This is a genomic window from Bradyrhizobium genosp. P, from assembly GCF_049949265.1.
GTDB lineage: Bacteria > Pseudomonadota > Alphaproteobacteria > Rhizobiales > Xanthobacteraceae > Bradyrhizobium.
In genome coordinates, this window is record NZ_CP188195.1 from 2472765 (window position 1) to 2489759 (window position 16995).

The 16995-nt window shown below is 57.5% G+C and carries 12 protein-coding genes and 1 pseudogene; 5 read left to right on the forward strand and 8 right to left on the reverse strand.

The window, feature by feature from the left end:
* The first annotated feature begins 954 nt into the window (after nucleotides 1–954).
* The 3 genes from ACP2YO_RS12075 (at nucleotide 955) to ACP2YO_RS12085 (ending at nucleotide 5173) form a co-directional block, all read left to right on the forward strand.
* Nucleotides 955–2037 carry a cytochrome-c peroxidase gene (locus tag ACP2YO_RS12075; protein ID WP_426441076.1) on the forward strand — a complete coding sequence of 361 codons (1083 nt, stop codon included), beginning with the start codon at nucleotides 955–957 and terminating at the stop codon, nucleotides 2035–2037.
* 494 nt (nucleotides 2038–2531) lie between these two features.
* A complete protein-coding gene (locus ACP2YO_RS12080; protein WP_426443143.1) occupies nucleotides 2532–3023 on the forward strand; it encodes an avidin/streptavidin family protein in 492 nt (163 codons plus the stop codon).
* A gap of 1553 nt (nucleotides 3024–4576) precedes the next feature.
* The gene (locus tag ACP2YO_RS12085) at nucleotides 4577–5173 is read left to right on the forward strand and encodes a trehalose-6-phosphate synthase (protein ID WP_426441077.1); all 597 of its coding nucleotides are present in this window, start codon (nucleotides 4577–4579) and stop codon (nucleotides 5171–5173) included.
* A 274-nt stretch (nucleotides 5174–5447) separates the two neighbouring features.
* On the opposite strand, the gene ACP2YO_RS12090 is transcribed toward ACP2YO_RS12085, so the two are convergent.
* The 5 genes and pseudogenes from ACP2YO_RS12090 to ACP2YO_RS12110 form a co-directional block, all read right to left on the reverse strand.
* Nucleotides 5448–5804 carry a hypothetical protein gene (locus ACP2YO_RS12090; RefSeq protein WP_426441078.1) on the reverse strand — a complete coding sequence of 119 codons (357 nt, stop codon included), beginning with the start codon at nucleotides 5802–5804 and terminating at the stop codon, nucleotides 5448–5450.
* Between the two features lie 367 nt (nucleotides 5805–6171).
* The gene (locus ACP2YO_RS12095; protein ID WP_426441079.1) at nucleotides 6172–7413 is read right to left on the reverse strand and encodes a cytochrome P450; all 1242 of its coding nucleotides are present in this window, start codon (nucleotides 7411–7413) and stop codon (nucleotides 6172–6174) included.
* A 308-nt stretch (nucleotides 7414–7721) separates the two neighbouring features.
* Nucleotides 7722–7856 (reverse strand): annotated as a pseudogene (locus ACP2YO_RS12100) (IS256 family transposase); the annotation flags it as partial.
* Nucleotides 7857–7948: 92 nt separating this feature from the next.
* Nucleotides 7949–8248, reverse strand: a complete 300-nt coding sequence (locus tag ACP2YO_RS12105; protein ID WP_426443144.1) for a biotin carboxylase N-terminal domain-containing protein — start codon at nucleotides 8246–8248, stop codon at nucleotides 7949–7951.
* Between the two features lie 1389 nt (nucleotides 8249–9637).
* On the reverse strand, nucleotides 9638–10576 hold the full coding sequence (locus ACP2YO_RS12110) for a class I SAM-dependent methyltransferase (RefSeq protein ID WP_426441080.1): 939 nt from the start codon (nucleotides 10574–10576) through the stop codon (nucleotides 9638–9640).
* A 253-nt stretch (nucleotides 10577–10829) separates the two neighbouring features.
* Between ACP2YO_RS12110 and ACP2YO_RS12115 the strand changes: the two genes are divergently transcribed.
* Nucleotides 10830–11204, forward strand: a complete 375-nt coding sequence (locus ACP2YO_RS12115) for a hypothetical protein (protein WP_426441081.1) — start codon at nucleotides 10830–10832, stop codon at nucleotides 11202–11204.
* Between the two features lie 401 nt (nucleotides 11205–11605).
* Here the strand turns inward: ACP2YO_RS12115 and ACP2YO_RS12120 are convergent, their stop codons facing one another.
* Entirely contained in the window at nucleotides 11606–12343 is a 738-nt protein-coding gene (locus ACP2YO_RS12120; RefSeq protein WP_426441082.1) for an outer membrane protein, read from the reverse strand.
* Nucleotides 12344–13269: 926 nt separating this feature from the next.
* On the opposite strand from ACP2YO_RS12120, the gene ACP2YO_RS12125 reads away from it, so the two are divergent.
* Complete coding sequence (locus ACP2YO_RS12125; RefSeq protein ID WP_426441083.1) at nucleotides 13270–13617, forward strand: PLP-dependent transferase; 348 nt, start codon at nucleotides 13270–13272, stop codon at nucleotides 13615–13617.
* Nucleotides 13618–15166: 1549 nt separating this feature from the next.
* On the opposite strand, the gene ACP2YO_RS12130 is transcribed toward ACP2YO_RS12125, so the two are convergent.
* Nucleotides 15167–15850 (reverse strand): hypothetical protein, encoded by a 684-nt coding sequence (locus ACP2YO_RS12130; protein ID WP_426443145.1) that lies wholly within the window; start codon nucleotides 15848–15850, stop codon nucleotides 15167–15169.
* Between the two features lie 54 nt (nucleotides 15851–15904).
* Nucleotides 15905–16654: a hypothetical protein gene (locus ACP2YO_RS12135; RefSeq protein ID WP_426441084.1), complete on the reverse strand. Its 750-nt coding sequence runs from the start codon at nucleotides 16652–16654 to the stop codon at nucleotides 15905–15907.
* Between the last annotated feature and the right edge of the window lie 341 nt (nucleotides 16655–16995).

The following is a 16995-nucleotide window of genomic DNA, read 5'->3' on the forward strand; positions in this document are numbered from 1 at the left end:
ATGCGTTGCTTGTGGGGCGAATCCGGACGTCTCGACTCAGGTCTTGGCCGTTGCAGAAGAATATCCTAATGTAATTGGGTGGACGTTTTCTATTCTTGGATAATGCTGCGATCGTTCATTTTTACTACGTTTCTCGCTCGCGAACTGGTGTCGTGGGCAAAGACATCCCCAGCCGCGTTCGTTCGACATTCACCAACGTCTCAGCTGCTGCGAACGCTGGTGTCCGATTTCCGACAATAAGTCGCGATTGCTTCGTTCGCGTGATGCGCCGCGAAGGCTCGTCGTGCTTCTCAAGCGCTTGCTTCTGCGCGGAGTGCGGCGGGCACCGCAGCCGGTACGAGACTTGCTATTCTCATCCCGGGTTCTCTGACGTGGTGGAGGACCGGGTGCGCGGCATCGTCTCCATCAAACAGGTTGTCCGCGCCGTGCAGATCCGCGTGCGCTCGCAACCTATAGCCCGTAGACCAGAAGGAAGCGGATCATTACCAGCCTTATCCCAACTGGAATTCCTGCGTGGTGTAGCTCGCCTAAAAAGCGCCGAGTGATCCCCACGATCATAGCGAATGCTGCAATGATCTTCGACGTCGCGCACATTGGCACTGGAAGCCACATAACCGGTTGCTGGTATCACGTGACGCGCGTTCGCGCGGGGCGGAGTGCTTTCGCGCGGCTGGACTTAGGCCAAGTGCAGCACAAGGTCCAACTGCAGGAGCCGCGCAAACGCCGCGCAGGTCGGCCGCATTTGGGTGCCAACGAGCAACTCGCAAAGATAGGCGGCTTTTCGAAAGGACTATGCGTGAGCAAATACTGAAGCGCGTCGCTTTATTGTGATGATTTGCTGCGGCGCGTCGAGCATGAAGATCAAGTGGGGTTGCAGCTGCGCTATCGCCAGGGGCGCCGAACACGGCGTCATGCCATCCAATTCCCCCAGAGCATCAATGAGAACGGGTACCGATGATATTTATTAGAAAGAAGTCCGCGATCCTGGAATTCCACCTTGCACGCAAGTTATGTGTTGCGGCCATTGCGATACTGGTCTCGTCACAGGCTGGCGCAGAAGATGATTTGATGAAGGCTGCTAGGCGGACGTTCAAGCCGATCCCCTCGATCGTTCCTGCGGTGAAGGACAACCCGGTCACCCACGAGAAGGTCGAACTCGGTAAGATGCTGTTCTTCGATCCGCGAATGTCGGCTAGCGGGATCATTAGCTGCAATACCTGTCACAATCTTGGTACAGGCGGAGCCGATGTCGGTCCGACATCGGTTGGTCACGGCTGGCAACTAGGGCCACGTCGGGCCCCAACCGTCTATAACGCAGTCTTCAATGTGGCGCAGTTCTGGGATGGGCGTGCACCGGATCTCAAGGCGCAAGCAAAGGGCCCCGTGCAGGCGAGTGTTGAAATGAACGCGACCCCAGATCATGTAATCAACACGCTGATCTCGATGAGCGACTATGGGGTCATGTTCAAAAAGGCGTTTCCAAACGAGGCGTCGCCAGTCACATTTGACAACTTCGCGAGGGCGATCGAGGCCTTTGAAGCGATTCTCATTACGCCCGCAGCCGCTTTCGATCAGTACCTGGAAGGCGATCCAAATGCTCTCAATGATCAGCAGAAAGCAGGATTAAAGCTATTCATGGAAACAGGATGCTCCTCCTGTCACAATGGAATCAACGTCGGCGGACAGGATTATTTTCCGTTTGGCGCGGTCGAAAGGCCAAGCACAAGTCTGCTGCCGACCGCCGACAAAGGCCGATTCGCGGTCACAAAGGTGGCCAGCGACGAATACGTTTTTCGTGCAGCACCGCTGCGTAATGTCGCGTTGCGACCGCCATACTTTCATTCGGGTCAGGTTTGGAGCCTTAAGCAAGCTGTCGGCGTGATGGCTGAAGTTCAGCTTGGCGCCAAGCTTAGCGATAAGGAAGAGAACGATATTGTCGCGTTTCTGAATTCGCTGACCGGGCAGCTGCCCAAGATCGAGTATCCGATACTGCCGACGCGGACCGACACGACGCCACTTCCTTCTACAGGGAAATAGTATGCTCCATTATTGTAGCCGCGCGTTTTTGCTTGATGAAAGGATGGCGCAGGCAGTCGGGCGTCCGGCAGCGGCCAAGTGCCGCACTAAAAGCCGAACCTATGACCGCACCGTTGTTCCACAGGGAAAGAACTTGCAGCCCGGGCTGTTGCAAACATGGGTCTGACTCATGCGGCGGCGCCGATTCACATTCTGAAAGAAGTGCGTCCCGCGCCGTGCTGGATGAAAAGAACGAGGGGCCCAACCTAAACGGCATATCGAGAAAGACAGCGCGTAAGTGCGCGATAATAAAGACGCACGTAAGGGTTGCGTGTGATGAAAGAGAAGTTTATAGCCAAGTCGCGCGACGTTTCTGAAGCGACATGGAGTTGGCGATGCATCAAGAAAACTGGAAACTCACAAGATGGATGGCTTTGGCTGGCCTTGGGCTGCTATTGGCGGCGCCCGCACAAGCGTAACCCGTCTGGACGTGGAACAACCAATACGGCTCGGTTCTGGCGGTCAACAGCTACGACCAGAGCACGGGCGCCATTTCCGGCACCTATACGAATAACGCGACGAATAGCTGCGACGAGGGCGCCCCTCAGGCGATGACAGGCTGGCTTGCCCAAGCCAATAGCGGCACAGCGATCAGCTTTACAGTCAACTTCGGGGGCTGCGGCTCAACGACTGTGTGGACCGGACAGCTCAATGCTGCATCGGGTTTTCAAGGGCTTTGGCTGCTTTCGCTCGCCGTGCCCGTGGTATGGAATGGGATCAGTGCCGGCGCCGACACTTTCACGTTCGGCAGCGGCGACAAGTCGAAATTGATATCCGCTGGCGGAGGGCGGCCAAGGACGGGCCAGGCGAAAAGCTCTCCAACACGAAAAATCGCAAATAGCACGACCTTTCGCGTGACGACGTTCAACGTCGTCACGCCGAAAACGCCAACTGAATGCGCTTTTGCGCCGAAGGCGCATTACAATCCTGGTGCAGTACATTCATAGAATACTCAGCAAGTGCGCTTGGGACATTCGCCGGTGCTTTCGAAGATGAGCGGCATCAAGCATGCTGCCCTCAGCTGCACGACTCGATCTGACTGGTTGCCGCGTTTTCTGGATGACGGCGGGGAGGATCGGTGTATGCCAGCACGGCTCTGAGAGCTTCTCGCCGTTTTTGAATGTACCGACCCATGGCTCGCCCGCGGCGGCGGCTTCGGGTACGAGCGATTTATCGGGTCGAATGGTCGAAGAATAGCGCAAGCCGGAGCGCAGCTCCCCTATCATGATTGGGAGGAGCGTGAGCTGGTGTTCACTTCTATAATCGTTCTTCGCACAACCGTTCAACTGGTTGCAGCTTCATCGCGAGCTATCGCTCAATCGTGGTGACGGCTTGTCCGGTCAGGTGGCGGCGGTTGCCGGTTGACCTACACCCCCTTTCTTGAATGTCACGCCGAGAACGAGATTTTGGCAATCGATTGTAACCATCGAGACGACACCCGCCTTTCTGCGCGGCCGCAAGCAGTTTGACACCTTGGCACCCGACGAGATGAACCAGTTGGACATCGATGAGAATGCCGGCTGCACCCGGCGGAACCGATATAATCGCATCGGCGGCTGACTTGGTTGTGGGGGCTCGTTGGGGCGTTGGCTGGACTATCGGACGACAGGTCCTGATCTTTGCGGTGGAATGCTGGTGGTCAATTGTCCATATGCAGTAAGCATGGGTCCATCGCTGCATTGTATTGGCATCGAACGAGCGAGCGAACTAGACAACCATGGAGTTGATCGTTTGCAGCACAGTTCCGCGGTCCGACGTCATATCGCCATGTTAACTGCCGTTGTCAGGAGCCTCGGTTGCGCCGACGATAGTGCTCCGGATATGAATGCGAACTGGCTGCTGCCTCGATGCGGGCGGTAGCCGTGTTTCGGAAGATGTGGCTTGGTGTTCACGGGCGGAAGGGCAGTCGAAATTGATGTCTCCTTTTCCTTCACTTTCAGAGCCGGAAAGTCGAGGGCGACTCCTGCGGCATCTGGCCGAGGTGGCCTTCTTGGCCTGCATGACAAATGACGTCGTACGGGCGAGGCGGATTGCAAAGGGGCTTGAGGTGATCGCCCCCGGCAGTCGGGAGTGCGTCATTGCTTACGCGCTCTCGGATCTGGTGGCGAACGACATTGACGCGGCGCTGAAGCGGCTCGGTCCTCTCGCCCGCGCGAAGGATCGATATGGCATGGCATTTCAGGTGCTGGCTCTTGGCGTTGCTGGCCGGTTAAGAGCAGGATGCGGTGCTTAGGTGTCTGCCCCGCGACGATCTCGCGCTCGACGAGCTTCTTACGGTGTTAGGCAATACAGCGAATGCGCATACTGCAGGAATCACACCCAATGAACAGTGTAAATAGCATCGCCGCGCAACTGACGTCGGCCACGTCAGTTGCGCAGCATCTCGCTGTTGCAAATCGCCAATCCGTCGCGCGGTGGCAGCAAAGCCTATGACAAGTTGCGCACCTAAATTGCGGGCCTGGTTAGCGGCGTCAACAGCAAGCATCGCACGGCCGAGTGGATGCCGATCCGCTACTTAAACACGAGCTCCAGCCAAGCCGTGCTCGCCGGTCTCTACCGCACCGCGCATGTGGGTGTGGTGAGGCCGTTGTCCGACGGCATGAATCTCGTGGCGAAAGAATATGTCGCCGCACAAGACCGCAACGATCCCGGCGTGCTGGTTTTGTCGAAATTTGCCGGCGCAGCCCAGGAGCTCGAGGAGGCGCTGCTGATCGATCCCTGCGAGCCCGGCGACATCGAGCGTGCGCTTTGGAGGGCGATCTCGATGCCACTCGAAGAGCGCCGAACACGCTGGGAAGCTATGATGAACAAGATCAGAGACCAAAATATTCATAAAAGGTCGGCGAATTTCGTGGGTGAGTTGGAACGCAGCCGACCGGCGAGACTAGCGGAGCAGTTCAACACGGCGGATGCGGGGGCGCCGAGGAGCTCAAAATGGCGGAAGCCGGAGACGACTCAGCAGAGAGTTCGAGCCGCTTGGACCTGTCGACCCAGTTGCCATCTCCGAAAACCGGTCGTCCGGTACCACCCAGGGATAACGGAGCCATCGTCGGTTTGGGTTGCGACCGTGGTCATCAACGGGCCTCTGACGTTCTGATAGGCGCACTTAACGCAGATAACGTGCTGCCCACGCAAGTCCAGCCTAGCACTGATTTGTACATTCACCGTCAGCTATACATGGCGCTGCTGACCAAACGGGCAAGGGAGCCCACCCCAAACAATCCATGAGGCGATGACATTATTCTTATCCGTCGATTGAAAGCAGGCTGAGTACCCAGCAAGGAAGCGCATGCGGCGCTCGGTGAATAACTCGCTCTCCCGATAAAACATGACTGCCTGTCTCCATATACGCAAGAAGCCAGGTCGAAAGTCTACCTTCGACAGGATGAAGGCATCTGGTACAGCGTCGGTGAAGCCAAGAAGTTGTCGAACGCCTTGTGGCTGTGATTCGCTCGGTTGAATGCAAATCGTCTGTCTTCGCCCAGCATGTTCATGTTCTTCGAACGCTGCGCCGGCTCTTCCTCCCGACCGGTCGCAATCATCGATGTCTTGTTGGCCCTGAGATCGGCTTCGGGCATTTGCGCCATGACATCGCGCGGTGTCCACTTGCGAATCGCGTCGACCGGAATCTCGCTCAAATATGAATCCAGTTGCTGATAGGCGAGACATTCGATCGCCAGGCGCAGCTCGAGGCAGGCGTTCGCTTGACTCGAGGCCAGCGACGTCATCCAGAGAAACGCCTGGGTATCGTCGCATCAGGTTCACAATTTGCCAACAGCGATACGGGTTCCTGCTATTGGTCTGGACGCTCAAATGAAAGAGCAGATCGGGACAAGATCCCAAGCCAAGGCAATTAGGTGCAGATCTGGCGACCCGATCGTAAAGGCGCCCCCGACGTGATCAACGCGCCTCCTCGAATTGAATGTCCACGCTCCGGCCAATCGGCTTCTCAAAGGAAGTGCGAGCTTCGCATCGAAAGCCTAAAATGCCGAAGGGCGGCTGAGAGGACTTCCCTCTCGGCGTGGGGGGCTCGGACCGGCTCAGGGTTGCAAGCTCCGGCTCATCTCAGATCGATTGCAAGGAGGAGCCTCCTCCCTAAGCTGCCATCTGCACCGGGAGGGCAGAATAACCGTGCACGAAGTTAGATGCGACTCGTTCCGGCTCGCCGACGACCTTGATGTCCATGCGCCTATTCAGCATTTCCTCCCAAAGGATCTTCAGCTGCATTTCCGCAAGGTGTCTTCCGACGCAGCGGTGGATTCCGAATCCGAACGAGAGATGTTGCCGTGCGTTCTTCCGATCGATGACGAAGCTGTCGGCCTGGTTGATGACCTCATCGTCCCGGTTCCCAGAAATGTACCACATGACGACTTTATCGCCTTGTCTGATTTGCTTATTACCTATCACGATATCGACCACGGCGGTGCGGCGCATGTGTGCGATCGGCGTCTGGTAGCGTATGATCTCGGAGACGGCGCTCGACACTAGCATAGGATTCTCGCGCAGCTTCCATAGCTCGGACGGATTCTGGTTCATGAACAATACGCTTCCACTCATCGAATTGCGCGTTGTGTCGTTCCCCCCCACGATCAGCAGGATGAGGTTTCCTAGGAACTCACGCGGCTCCATATTCCGAGTCGCCGGTGAGTGCGCCATCATCGAAATCAAGTCGGCGCAGGGCTCGGCGTTTTTGCGCTCGTTCCAAAGTCGTGTGAAATAGTCCAAGCACCCGGACAGGACTGCCCGTCGCTTCTCCCAGGTGTCGATCTCGTGGCCCGTTCGCGGAGTTGTGGCGGCAATGTCCGACCAATATGTCAGCAGCCGCCGATCCTCAAATGGAAAATCAAACAGCGTAGCCAACATTTGCGTCGTCAACTCGATCGAGACCTTGTCGACCCAGTCGAAGGTTTCATTGCGCGGCAAGCCATCCAGAATGTTCTTGATCCGCCGACGGATCAAGCCCTCGAGCTTGGCCAGATTCTCCGGTGCCACTATCGGACTGATCGTGTTGCGCTGCTCGCCATGTTTCGGAGGGCTCATCTTAATGAAACTCGGAGTCCAATACTCCTCCGGCAAGTCGACGATCGTGACGCCTTGCTCTGACGAGAACCCTCCATGATTTATGTCAACTGCAATGATGTCGTGGTATTTTGTTATGGACCAATACGGACCGTAGGGGCTATCTCTACAGTAGTGGACGGGATCTTCCCTTCGTAGCCGCTCGAAGTAAGCCCATATGCTGTCATCCTGAAAGCGCTTGACCTCGCTGACGTCCAGATCGCTCAGCAGGACATCATATGCCCCCTCGCGCACGTGACCTGCCAATAATGTATTCATGGTCGCCCTCCGGCCTTAACCTCTCATTTTGCTTCGGCTCGCCTGGGCGAATTCCCACGACCGCTCTGACAGCTTCTCACCATTTTGTACCGACCGATCATTCCCCGCCTGCTGCAGCGCTTTCGGTTACGAGCGATTTCTCCGGTCGAATGGTCGAAGAATATCGCAAGCCGCAGCGCAGCTCCCCTATCAGGATTGGGAGGAGCGTGAGCTTGCGTTCACTTTCATAATCGTTCGTCGCACAACTAGCTCAGCTGGTTGCAGGTTCATCGCGAGCGACCGCTCAATTCTGGTGACGGCTTGGCCGCTCAGGTTGCGGCGCCTGTGGGCTGACTAACCTCGATCCCGTCGCTGATCGTCAGACCGAGTACGAGTTTTGACAACGGATTGTGGCCATCGAGGCGACGCCAGCTATTCTCCGCGGCCTCAAGCCGTTTGAGCACGAAGGTCGTTGGATCATCTTCCTCGATGGCGCAAGGATCGACTGGAAACCCGTGCCGCTGTACGAAGTTCCGAGCCCGGATTTTGTCGCCCATCAGTTCGATGCTTTCGGGGCAGGTCCGATGAACGTGATGCCGGCGCTCGTAACGGCCCTGGCGAACTCCGCGTTCTCCGACAGAAATCCATAACCTGGATGCCGTGCACCAGCGTTCGCTTTTCGGGCGGCGGCGATAATCTGCGGGATGTCGAGATAGGCAGCAATCGGCGTGCGTCCGCCGATCGCGATGGCCGCATCGGCCATGGAGACGGCAAGCGTGCCGGCATCAATGTCGTGGTAGACGATCGCAGAACGAAGCCCCAGCTTGCGAAGGGTCTTGATGATACGAACGGCGATCTCCCCCTATTGGCGATCAGAACGGTATCAAAAGGCAGTTCGTGCATTGGGATATCTTCAGCTGCTTGGTATGCCCGACCACAGACGTTTAGCTTGAGCGGGACGATCGTCCTGTCAGCCCCGCGTCACATATCACAACCGTTGATCGGATCGGTCTAAGGCGGCGCCACGCACACGTGTCGCGGCACGAATATGATCAAGCGAAACCAGCTGTCGCGCATACCTCACCTTGGGCCCCCATTTCCTGTGGCGGCATCCCGAACTGAGACGACTTGGCGACATTGCGCGCTCAAGCGCTGGATATTGGCTTTGAGACAGGCCGCGACGGCGTCCTCATCAGGTATGTGGGCGCCGCAGAGGCGAAGCGCATCCGGTGTGCACGCCTGCCGCGCCTCCGCTGGGACCGGCCGATCTCGCGCAGCTACACTTCCGCAGAACAGAGCAGGCGTCATCGCAACGCTAAAAAGAGCTATCGTATAGCGATGCGCTGTGGGGCGCGACCCGTTGGTTCGCTGCTTGTGGTTCACGGCTATCCTCTGTCGGTGTGATCTACGATATTGTTCATGCTGTTGGAAACGACACCAGCGCGCAAGAGACGCCGACGTCGTTCTTAACCGCACGAGCGGTTGGCGTGCTTTCGATGTCGCGTCCTTGCATCGGACGTCGTGCGATGGGCGAGCTTGCGTTCAAGCCCCGCTGTGATGCGAGAATGCCGCGGTCCGATCTCAGATGCCCGATTCACCCGAGCGGCCGCCGGACCGGCGGCCCGCGCATGGTGACCGCTTGGCCGCGTGGGGAGTGCACGGGCATCAAAACAGAATGTCGCGATGCAGGTTCGAATGTCTGTGAGGTTCACTATTCTCTTCATGCGTCAGGAAGCTACCGACGGTCGGACGTGGTCCGCCGCCTTACCTCTATGATGATACAAACTCACGTTACGTACGAATCAAGCCCCTTGAGAGCCGCTCGTGAGAATAGGTCGAGACCGTCACGCTGCCCAGAAGGGTCTGTGCCGAACAAAAGGTGCCCGCCCAATGCTCGAGGCGGTCCGCACTCGCCGTTACCGCGAGCTCATGGGATATGCAGAGCGAGAGCGCCCTTGCAGGCGACAGGCGAATTAAGGCGTCTTGGGTCGCGCCATACGCCTCAATGGCAAAATGTGCCCGGGATCACAGCGAGGCCTGGACAGGGTGCAGGCCAATCTCCTCGCGCGCTGCTCGATGCGCGCCTACCGCCCGGACCCGGTGCCGCCGTGCACGGTGGAAACGCTTGTCGCAGCCGCGCAGTCAGGCCTCATCATGCTCCAACCTCGAAAGGATGGGAGCATGATCCACTTCGGTGCGTCGTTCCGGGGGCGCACGCGCGGCTATCTTCGAAAACACGAACGTCTCACGGCTCCAGTGCGATCTGCAAACCCTCGTGACCTCCAACGTGAACGTAACGCGGTCCGATTGGCCGACCTCGACCGCTGGCGACGGTGACAATGTCTTCCAGCGGAGCGGCCCGTGCATCCGATTCAGGGCGGGACAAGATCAGATCGGCGTGGAACAGACCTTCCGATTCCAGTCCGGTCGCATCGACGCCAAGAGCTGCCAACGTGGCCAAACTCCTTTCAAATTCTTCAGCATCGCGAAATCGACGCTGAATAAATGTCGCGCCAGTAAGACGTTCTGTCACAAGACCACGCTTCGCGAACGTCGCAGCCAAGGAATCAAACGGAAACATCCGTAGCACGAAAGAGATGATCCATGGACGCTTCTCTATCGCATCGAGAATTGTGCTGAACGTCTTCTCGGTGACGTAGCCGATGCAGCCCGTTGACATGATGACATCGGTGGAGCAAAGAATACGCGCGCTTTCTGTCGAAAGCGGTTCCTTTTCAAGGTCGGCGACAATACCTTGCTCAAGGAGACCAACGCCCGTTGCATAGCTGACGGCCGGTGCTGATACATCGAGACCGATAAACCGCGCAAGTCCAACATCAGGCCAAGCCGAATAAAAATTGCGATCGAGACGCACCAGTGTTTCGGAACTGATCGCCCTCATCTCGCGTCGGGCATAGCGGTGACGCAAGCCGCCGAAGGTCAGTGGAAACCGATGCACCGCCGCGTTGATGCCATATGAACAGCCGACATCAAGCACGATCGGCTTAACGCTGGTTGCCGAGGCTTTCGCGGCCAGAATCTGACGCACGACCGGCTCAGCCACATCCGGGATCATGTAATCTAAGTCTCCCAGGACGGAGAAATACGCTCTTGGATCATCCGAAGCATAAATGTCATCGAAGACAGCTTTATCCTGATTGATACTCGAAAAATCTGTTCGCAACCCAACGTCTCCACATTTCGATTTGCACGCAAGCCCAAGGCTCCTGCCTCGACCAGTACTCTCTGATTGCAGATGTTGGCCGATATATGAACCTCACAGTGCTTTGCGCTCTGCCTAACCCAAATTTCTTGAAGGATGAGCCAGTCATTCTCCTTCCGTAAGGCCTGCAGCTTGTCGCATTGATGCTGACGCTGGACATTGAGGCGGGTTGAAGACGTAGAGCGACGGCCAATCCGTGCCGACACGCTTAGTAGTGAATGCGCTGGTTCATCAGTATCTTATTCCAGCCGTTCAGCTGGATTCCAAGATCCGCGCTGATGAGCAGGGGAGGGTGATCGATGCATTCAGTGCCATTCGACCTCTTCATCCAGGTGCGGGTTGCCTTTGGTGCAATCGGCTGATTGAGCCAACTCTCTTGGCCAAAGAGGCCAAGACAGATGCCGAGCGAAAGGCGCAGGCTTATGGCGTTGAGGAGCCGAACCCTGGCGTTATCAGTCTTAATGCGGTCTCCGCGGGGCACGCGGTGAATGATTTTCTAATGGATTATCTGGGTCTACGCGGTGATCGCTCCTTGCACTACCAGCACATCAATGCCCTGTGGGAGGCTGCAGTTGGTCGAACCGCGTAAAGACGCGGATTGTCCGGAATGTTCGAAAGGCGGGATGCGATTTGCGAGAAGCGATGGCGTAAATTTGCCATGTACAGAAGGCTAGCACCACCCGTTAACACCAATTGACGTCTTCCCGAATTGTAACGCGCGAATGGCTCGTATGCTTGAGTCACGTGGTGATCACCAACGAATTGGTGATCACCATGCGATTCTGTGCGTCCCGCGCTTGAGACAAGCCTTCAATTTCCGCGAGGTTCGAGCGGTTTCACTTGAACATACCCAACCGATACGACGCGCACGCTTAAAGTCGTGGCGCAACACCTGGCCTGCACGAGAAGGGAGGCGCGCAGCTCGGTGTGGGGGCAAAGAGCCCCGGCCTTGGGCCGGGGCTCTCGATCCGCCGCTCTAACGCGATGGAGTCAGTATTTGAAAACTACGGGGCCCCAGAACTTGTAGTTGAGCCGCGCGGTTAGCAGGTCGAAATCCTGGTGGACGCGATCGCTAGCGACCGCACCCGCGGGGCTGGCGAAGTTCACGTTACCGTCCTGCCGGAATAGATGGTCGTACTCGATGCCGACCGACCAATTCGGCGCGAAGCCGAATTCGATGCCCGTGCCGACGACGCCGCCCCAACGGATCTTGTCAGTGCTCGCTAGCTGCGCGCCGGCGAGGGAGTTGACCTGATAGGTGTTATCGGTCACCGCGGCACCGCCTTTGGCGTAGAGCAATACGTTGCTGATAGCGTAGCCGACTTGGCCTGTAAGCAGGCCGAACGATCCCGTCTTGGTCTGATTGATGTCGGCCGGGAAGGCGGCGCTGACGTTGGAACCGCTGAAATCGGCCCAGTTGCCTTGGCCTTCGACACCGAAAACCACCTGGCCCGTCTGCCAGCGATAGCCGAGCTGGCCACCAACGGTTCCGCCGCTCGCGTCATGAGAGCCCTCGGGCGTGACGCCTGCAAAATCCCAGGAGCTATGGGTCGAACCCCAGCCGCCATTGGCTCCAAGATAGAAACCGCTCCAGTCATAGATTGTGGCGGCGACCGGTGCTGGCGGTGCCTTGGTGTAGATGGGCTGCTGAGCGAGATCGGCGGCGAATACGGGCGCTGCCCCGATAAACGCGACGATGCTGGCAGTCACAAGCAACAACTTCTTCATTTCGAATACGCTCCTTCACATGTTCCCCTGCGCCGCACACGTCTTAACAGTGCTGTCCCGAATTGCTGTAGCTGTCGCGCAACATTCCCGCTTCCAGAAGCTCTTGAATCTAACGCCGCGTCAGGTTGCGCGCTCGCAAATCATGATCAAACCGGCACAACACGCATTGGTCAAACGTGTATCGAACCCAGGGGCGTGCGCGTCAATTCCAACATGCAAGTGAAGCAGCCGTTGAACGCGAACGAGGGCAATCGCGACAGGCGCGTGCACTGAAGCAGCGAGGATCGCAGGGAATCAAGCGAACGCTATCATGTCGTCCCATTTCCTCTGATCGTCACGACCCGGAAACCGGAAACACCCACCCTCTAGTCCCTCATGACGGATCACGTCACGGTCCGTGACTGGGCCGAAGGTTTAAACGATCAAGACCGCACTGGCATCAAACGCGGCACGCACGTCGCTGGTCTATCTCGTTCACAACATCATCAGGAAAGACCGCTTCGAACATAGTTGCCCAATAATGGCGGGTTCTCCACACTATGTTTCGTTCGAGACACAGTGTGCGCGCGACGACCACGCCGCCAAACATTCACGATGAGCCGTTGCCATCGAAGACGCAGCATGTTTGGCCCGTCTCTTGCTTCGATTGCGCTTAAAGGATTTGGCTCGACTTGATAGGAGGCGGTGAATGCCGGCCTGGTGGATCTTACAAGGGGTCGCGCTTTGATACTGCGCCGTCCTGATGTGCGACCAATCTTGATGAGGCGAACGCAACGGAGGTGGATCTGGTGCGAAGGAGGGAGCCGATTTCATTTAGAACAAGGAGGCGGCCTGCGAAGACTACTCGCGTCTATTAGGCCCATACGAACGGCACCTGGTGTCGTTCTCCACGACCAGGCCGACCACAATCTCAACAGAAAGAAGCAGTGAAGTACCTGGAGGACAGCAAGGACCGGGACATCGAGACCCGGCTTTCTCGTCTCGGCCGCGCGTCCGCCGATCATTCCGGGATGGTCAACATGCCCGTCTACCGGGGCTCCACAATTGTTTCGGAAATCCTGGAGGAATACGAATCGCGCAGGCAGAGCGATCCGACGGCCAACTACGGCCGCTTTGGCTCGCCTCTGTCCCGCGCACTCGAGCTTGCCGTTTGCGAACTGGAGGGCGGCTATCGCTCGCTCCTGTTTCCGTCGGGGGGGCTCTCTGCCTGCACGCATTCGCTTCTCGGCGTTCTGAGCGCGGGCGACCACGTTCTGATCAGCGACGGCGTCTAGGCTCGCGTACCTGGAAGTGAGCACGCGCGTCGCCCCGCCCATTCATGCCCGCGACGGATCTTCGCGGCAGCCTTCAGGGCGGCACGTGTTTGCTGAAGCCTTCTGAGGGGAAGGGCTCTCCAGTGGCTATGCCTCGCCGGCCCGACGCGCCTATTTTCCCCGGCAAGGGGCGTCGGGCTTTTTTGTGCTGCTCAGCCGAGAGACGCACAATGAGCTGTATCAACCAGCATGTGACATCCTTGGCCGTGTTGAACATCGACACACGTCGTGTTGGGTTCGTAGGATTTGGGACATTGTCAATGATCGTCGCGAAACCTCTCGGCCAATTTCCGTGGCACATCATTTGCAACAATCATCGTGGGCATGGACATAGGCTCCCCCAGCGCCACGTCGATGCCCCAACCTCGCCAGGTTGGGCCCGACGCACCTCCAGCCTGCCCCGAGGGCGTCGGGCTTTTTTATGTTGAGGCACTGCGATCGTTTTCATCCTTGCCATCGACCGCCCATATCGCTCTTAGGACCAGGGCGCGGCTCGCGCCGAGCAACGCGCAGCTCAGGATCTATCTTCCAATAGCGGGGCTGAATGTCTCAAGACGGTAGTCGTGGTCGCGGAGCGAAGATGAACGCCGACAAGCCCGAGGCGGGTGAGGCGGCCCATTCGACGATCGGGGTTCCGCAAAAGAGGTCGTGCGCAACTGTCGTCGGCAGATTTGCGTCATTCTCCGGGTACTTGACTAATCCAAGAGCCGGCACAGGCTTACCGCTGCAGCAAGACTCGCGGCGATGAACGCTTCCGGACCGTCAGCGCAGTAGGCGATAAGCATGGCCCACAAGCTCCCCGAAAACGCGATGCCCCAAATCATTTGTATCTGATCTTGACGCGGGCGAGCTCGGCGAGCCGCGTCGTCGGCGCATTGAACGCAGCACGCGCCCGTGGCCGCTTGAAGTCGCCCATCAAAGAGCTCCGGCAAGCCAGCAGATGCCCACCCAGAGAAGCGCGGCCAGGAAGATGGTAGAAAGCGACAAAAGTTGTTGGGTGGCCGACGCCAGGCGAAGATCACAACGCGCTGCTCGCATCGCGTCCTGCGCGTTGATCGGAGGTCGTCTTGGTTCGCGCCAGTGCATTATCAGTACTCATCTATGCCATAGTGGATCGAGGCGAGCGTCGGGACCCGCGCGAAATCGAATGTCATCATGAGCAGGCGAAACGGCCCCACGCCGCAAATTGATGATCGCAACGGCCAACGCACGGCCGACCTCATCGACAGCCGATTGGGACGTTAAGTCAGACCAAGCCCTGGGCGATCTCGGATTGGTCGAGGCAGGTATCGGTTCGATCGTGATTGCAACGACTGTCGAGTGCATCTCGGACGATTGCCAAGCCGCGATTCGTCGGCGTGTTGATCAGCGTAGGTCGAGCAAGTGTCATGATCGGCTGTGTGCGCGGTTGGCACCCGGCTCAACGCACTCAGACGCTGGACCTGGTCGGTCCACGTCTCCCGCGGTGCTTCAAGATGGAGAGAACTCGCCGACCGTACGGGTCGCCGACTCATCGCTTCGCCTCAAGATGAGCGCTCCGCATGAGCCTCAATTCGAGGTCTCGGAACAGGGTGTAATTCCGCCGAATCCATTGGTGCAGCTCCGCAGTCGAATCCTTCTCCTTGCGCAAATACCCGGTAAAGGAAAACGTCAGGCGATCGATATAGGCCTTCAGAAATTGGGGCAGTGCGAAGATGCGCAGCACGGGAGCGTGGTCCATTGCTTCGGGCAATTCGTTGCGCAGCACGAACTGATTATGGACGGTGATCAGCGCAGGTGCACGGACCTGGTGCCGTAACACCTCATAGCTGCGTGAGGAGACGCGATCGGCGCTCCCGACAAATAAGATGATTGGTGTGACATGGTTGCGTACCGCCTCCATCACGAACTCAATCTCCATGCACATTTTGAAGAACTCGTCGAATGCGTGGAAACCAAGATCAACCACCTTCGCGACCCCGTCGTCCAGGATAAGCCGGTCCATCAACTGCATCTTGCCCCAGGTGTCGGTCACATCTGCCGTCTCGGTAATGTTGGGCAGGTAATCGACCAGCGACGGCTCCCTCAAATTGATATCGAAGGAGAGCACGGATCCGTTCTTGAGCAGCAAGAACTCGCTCAAAAGCCGCGCGGTCAGGGTCTTGCCGACCTGTAGGCCGGGAGAGCAGATGATGTAGACCGGCGTAGGTGGCATCCCCAGCGACATCACACGAGCTTCGTATATTCGCCAAGGTGCATGCCAAAAGGACTACGTTTCACTGCTGCGGGGTACTGATGTGGCGCCAGTCAGATCGGTCAAGTCAATGCGGTCATACTCGGACCAGACATTGGCGAGCCAGTGCCGGACATAGCCCCGCAGCACAAAGGAGTAGTTCGCGATCTCATCGAGCGGTCCTTTGTTTGCGACGAAATTGACGAACGAAACAGAAGCGACCTCGACCTGCTCATAGGCCATCTCGTTGAGTTTCGGGATCGTCAGTTCGGTGGCGCCCTTGATGCGGTGAAAATACGAGTCGTAGGTCGACTGATCCCACTGAAAGAACTGGGTATCATTGATGAAATTCTTGACGAGGAAGTATTTCGCGCCGTTCATGAAATTGGCAGTTTCGGCGATCTCGTCCAGAGAGGCGATCGAAGGGCCGAGGATATGGAAGACGGCAAAGGTGATCTGGCCGGACTTTACTGAATCCAAGAACCCGATGTCGCGCAATGAGTTTAGAGCGACCGATAGCAAACCTGCGCGGACGTCGATCACGGTGACCGACAGCCCAGCGTTCAGGGTGTCGAAGATCCTCATCTGGTCTGTCGTCGTGGTCATATCGACGATCTCAGTGATGTTGGAGTGAAAGCGCTTCAGCGTACCTCGCGGTGACTCCGTGTCAAAGGCGCGGGTCTGCACCTTGTTCACGTTGAAATAGTCCAGAAGCGTCCGACATACGGTCGTCTTGCCGACCCCACCCTTGTCCGCGCCCACCACAATCACAACCGGCTTCGCCATGGAATTCCCTTTAAGACACGCGCTACGCCAACCGCGAGGCGCGATCGACAGTCTTTGCTTTGGACGTGAACATGGCAGAAAGAAGAGGCAGTCGAAGTTTTGCAAATTTATGCGAACGATGTCTGACGTGGCGGCGCTCTACGTCAGGTTTGCGGCCATCTAACAGCTCAGAGAATCCGGACTGCGGTCCGCATCTTCGACCTGACGTCGCGTCAGGTTTTTAGCTCCGAACGCCAAGCACATTCGGCGTCTATCGCGTATAGGCAATAACGAGCCGACGGTGCGGCGTCACACGCCGCCTGCTCGCTTGCAGGCGAGGGCGCGCCACGCAGAGACATCTT

Bases quoted from the DNA above. Each gene is read 5' to 3' on its own strand.
- ACP2YO_RS12075 (WP_426441076.1), top strand. From the start codon at position 955: ATGATATTTATTAGAAAGAAGTCCGCGATCCTGGAATTCCACCTTGCA.
- ACP2YO_RS12085 (WP_426441077.1), top strand. From the start codon at position 4,577: ATGCCGATCCGCTACTTAAACACGAGCTCCAGCCAAGCCGTGCTCGCC.
- ACP2YO_RS12090 (WP_426441078.1), bottom strand. From the start codon at position 5,804: ATGACGTCGCTGGCCTCGAGTCAAGCGAACGCCTGCCTCGAGCTGCGC.
- ACP2YO_RS12095 (WP_426441079.1), bottom strand. From the start codon at position 7,413: ATGAATACATTATTGGCAGGTCACGTGCGCGAGGGGGCATATGATGTC.
- ACP2YO_RS12120 (WP_426441082.1), bottom strand. From the start codon at position 12,343: ATGAAGAAGTTGTTGCTTGTGACTGCCAGCATCGTCGCGTTTATCGGG.
- ACP2YO_RS12130 (WP_426443145.1), bottom strand. From the start codon at position 15,850: ATGCCACCTACGCCGGTCTACATCATCTGCTCTCCCGGCCTACAGGTC.
- ACP2YO_RS12135 (WP_426441084.1), bottom strand. From the start codon at position 16,654: ATGGCGAAGCCGGTTGTGATTGTGGTGGGCGCGGACAAGGGTGGGGTC.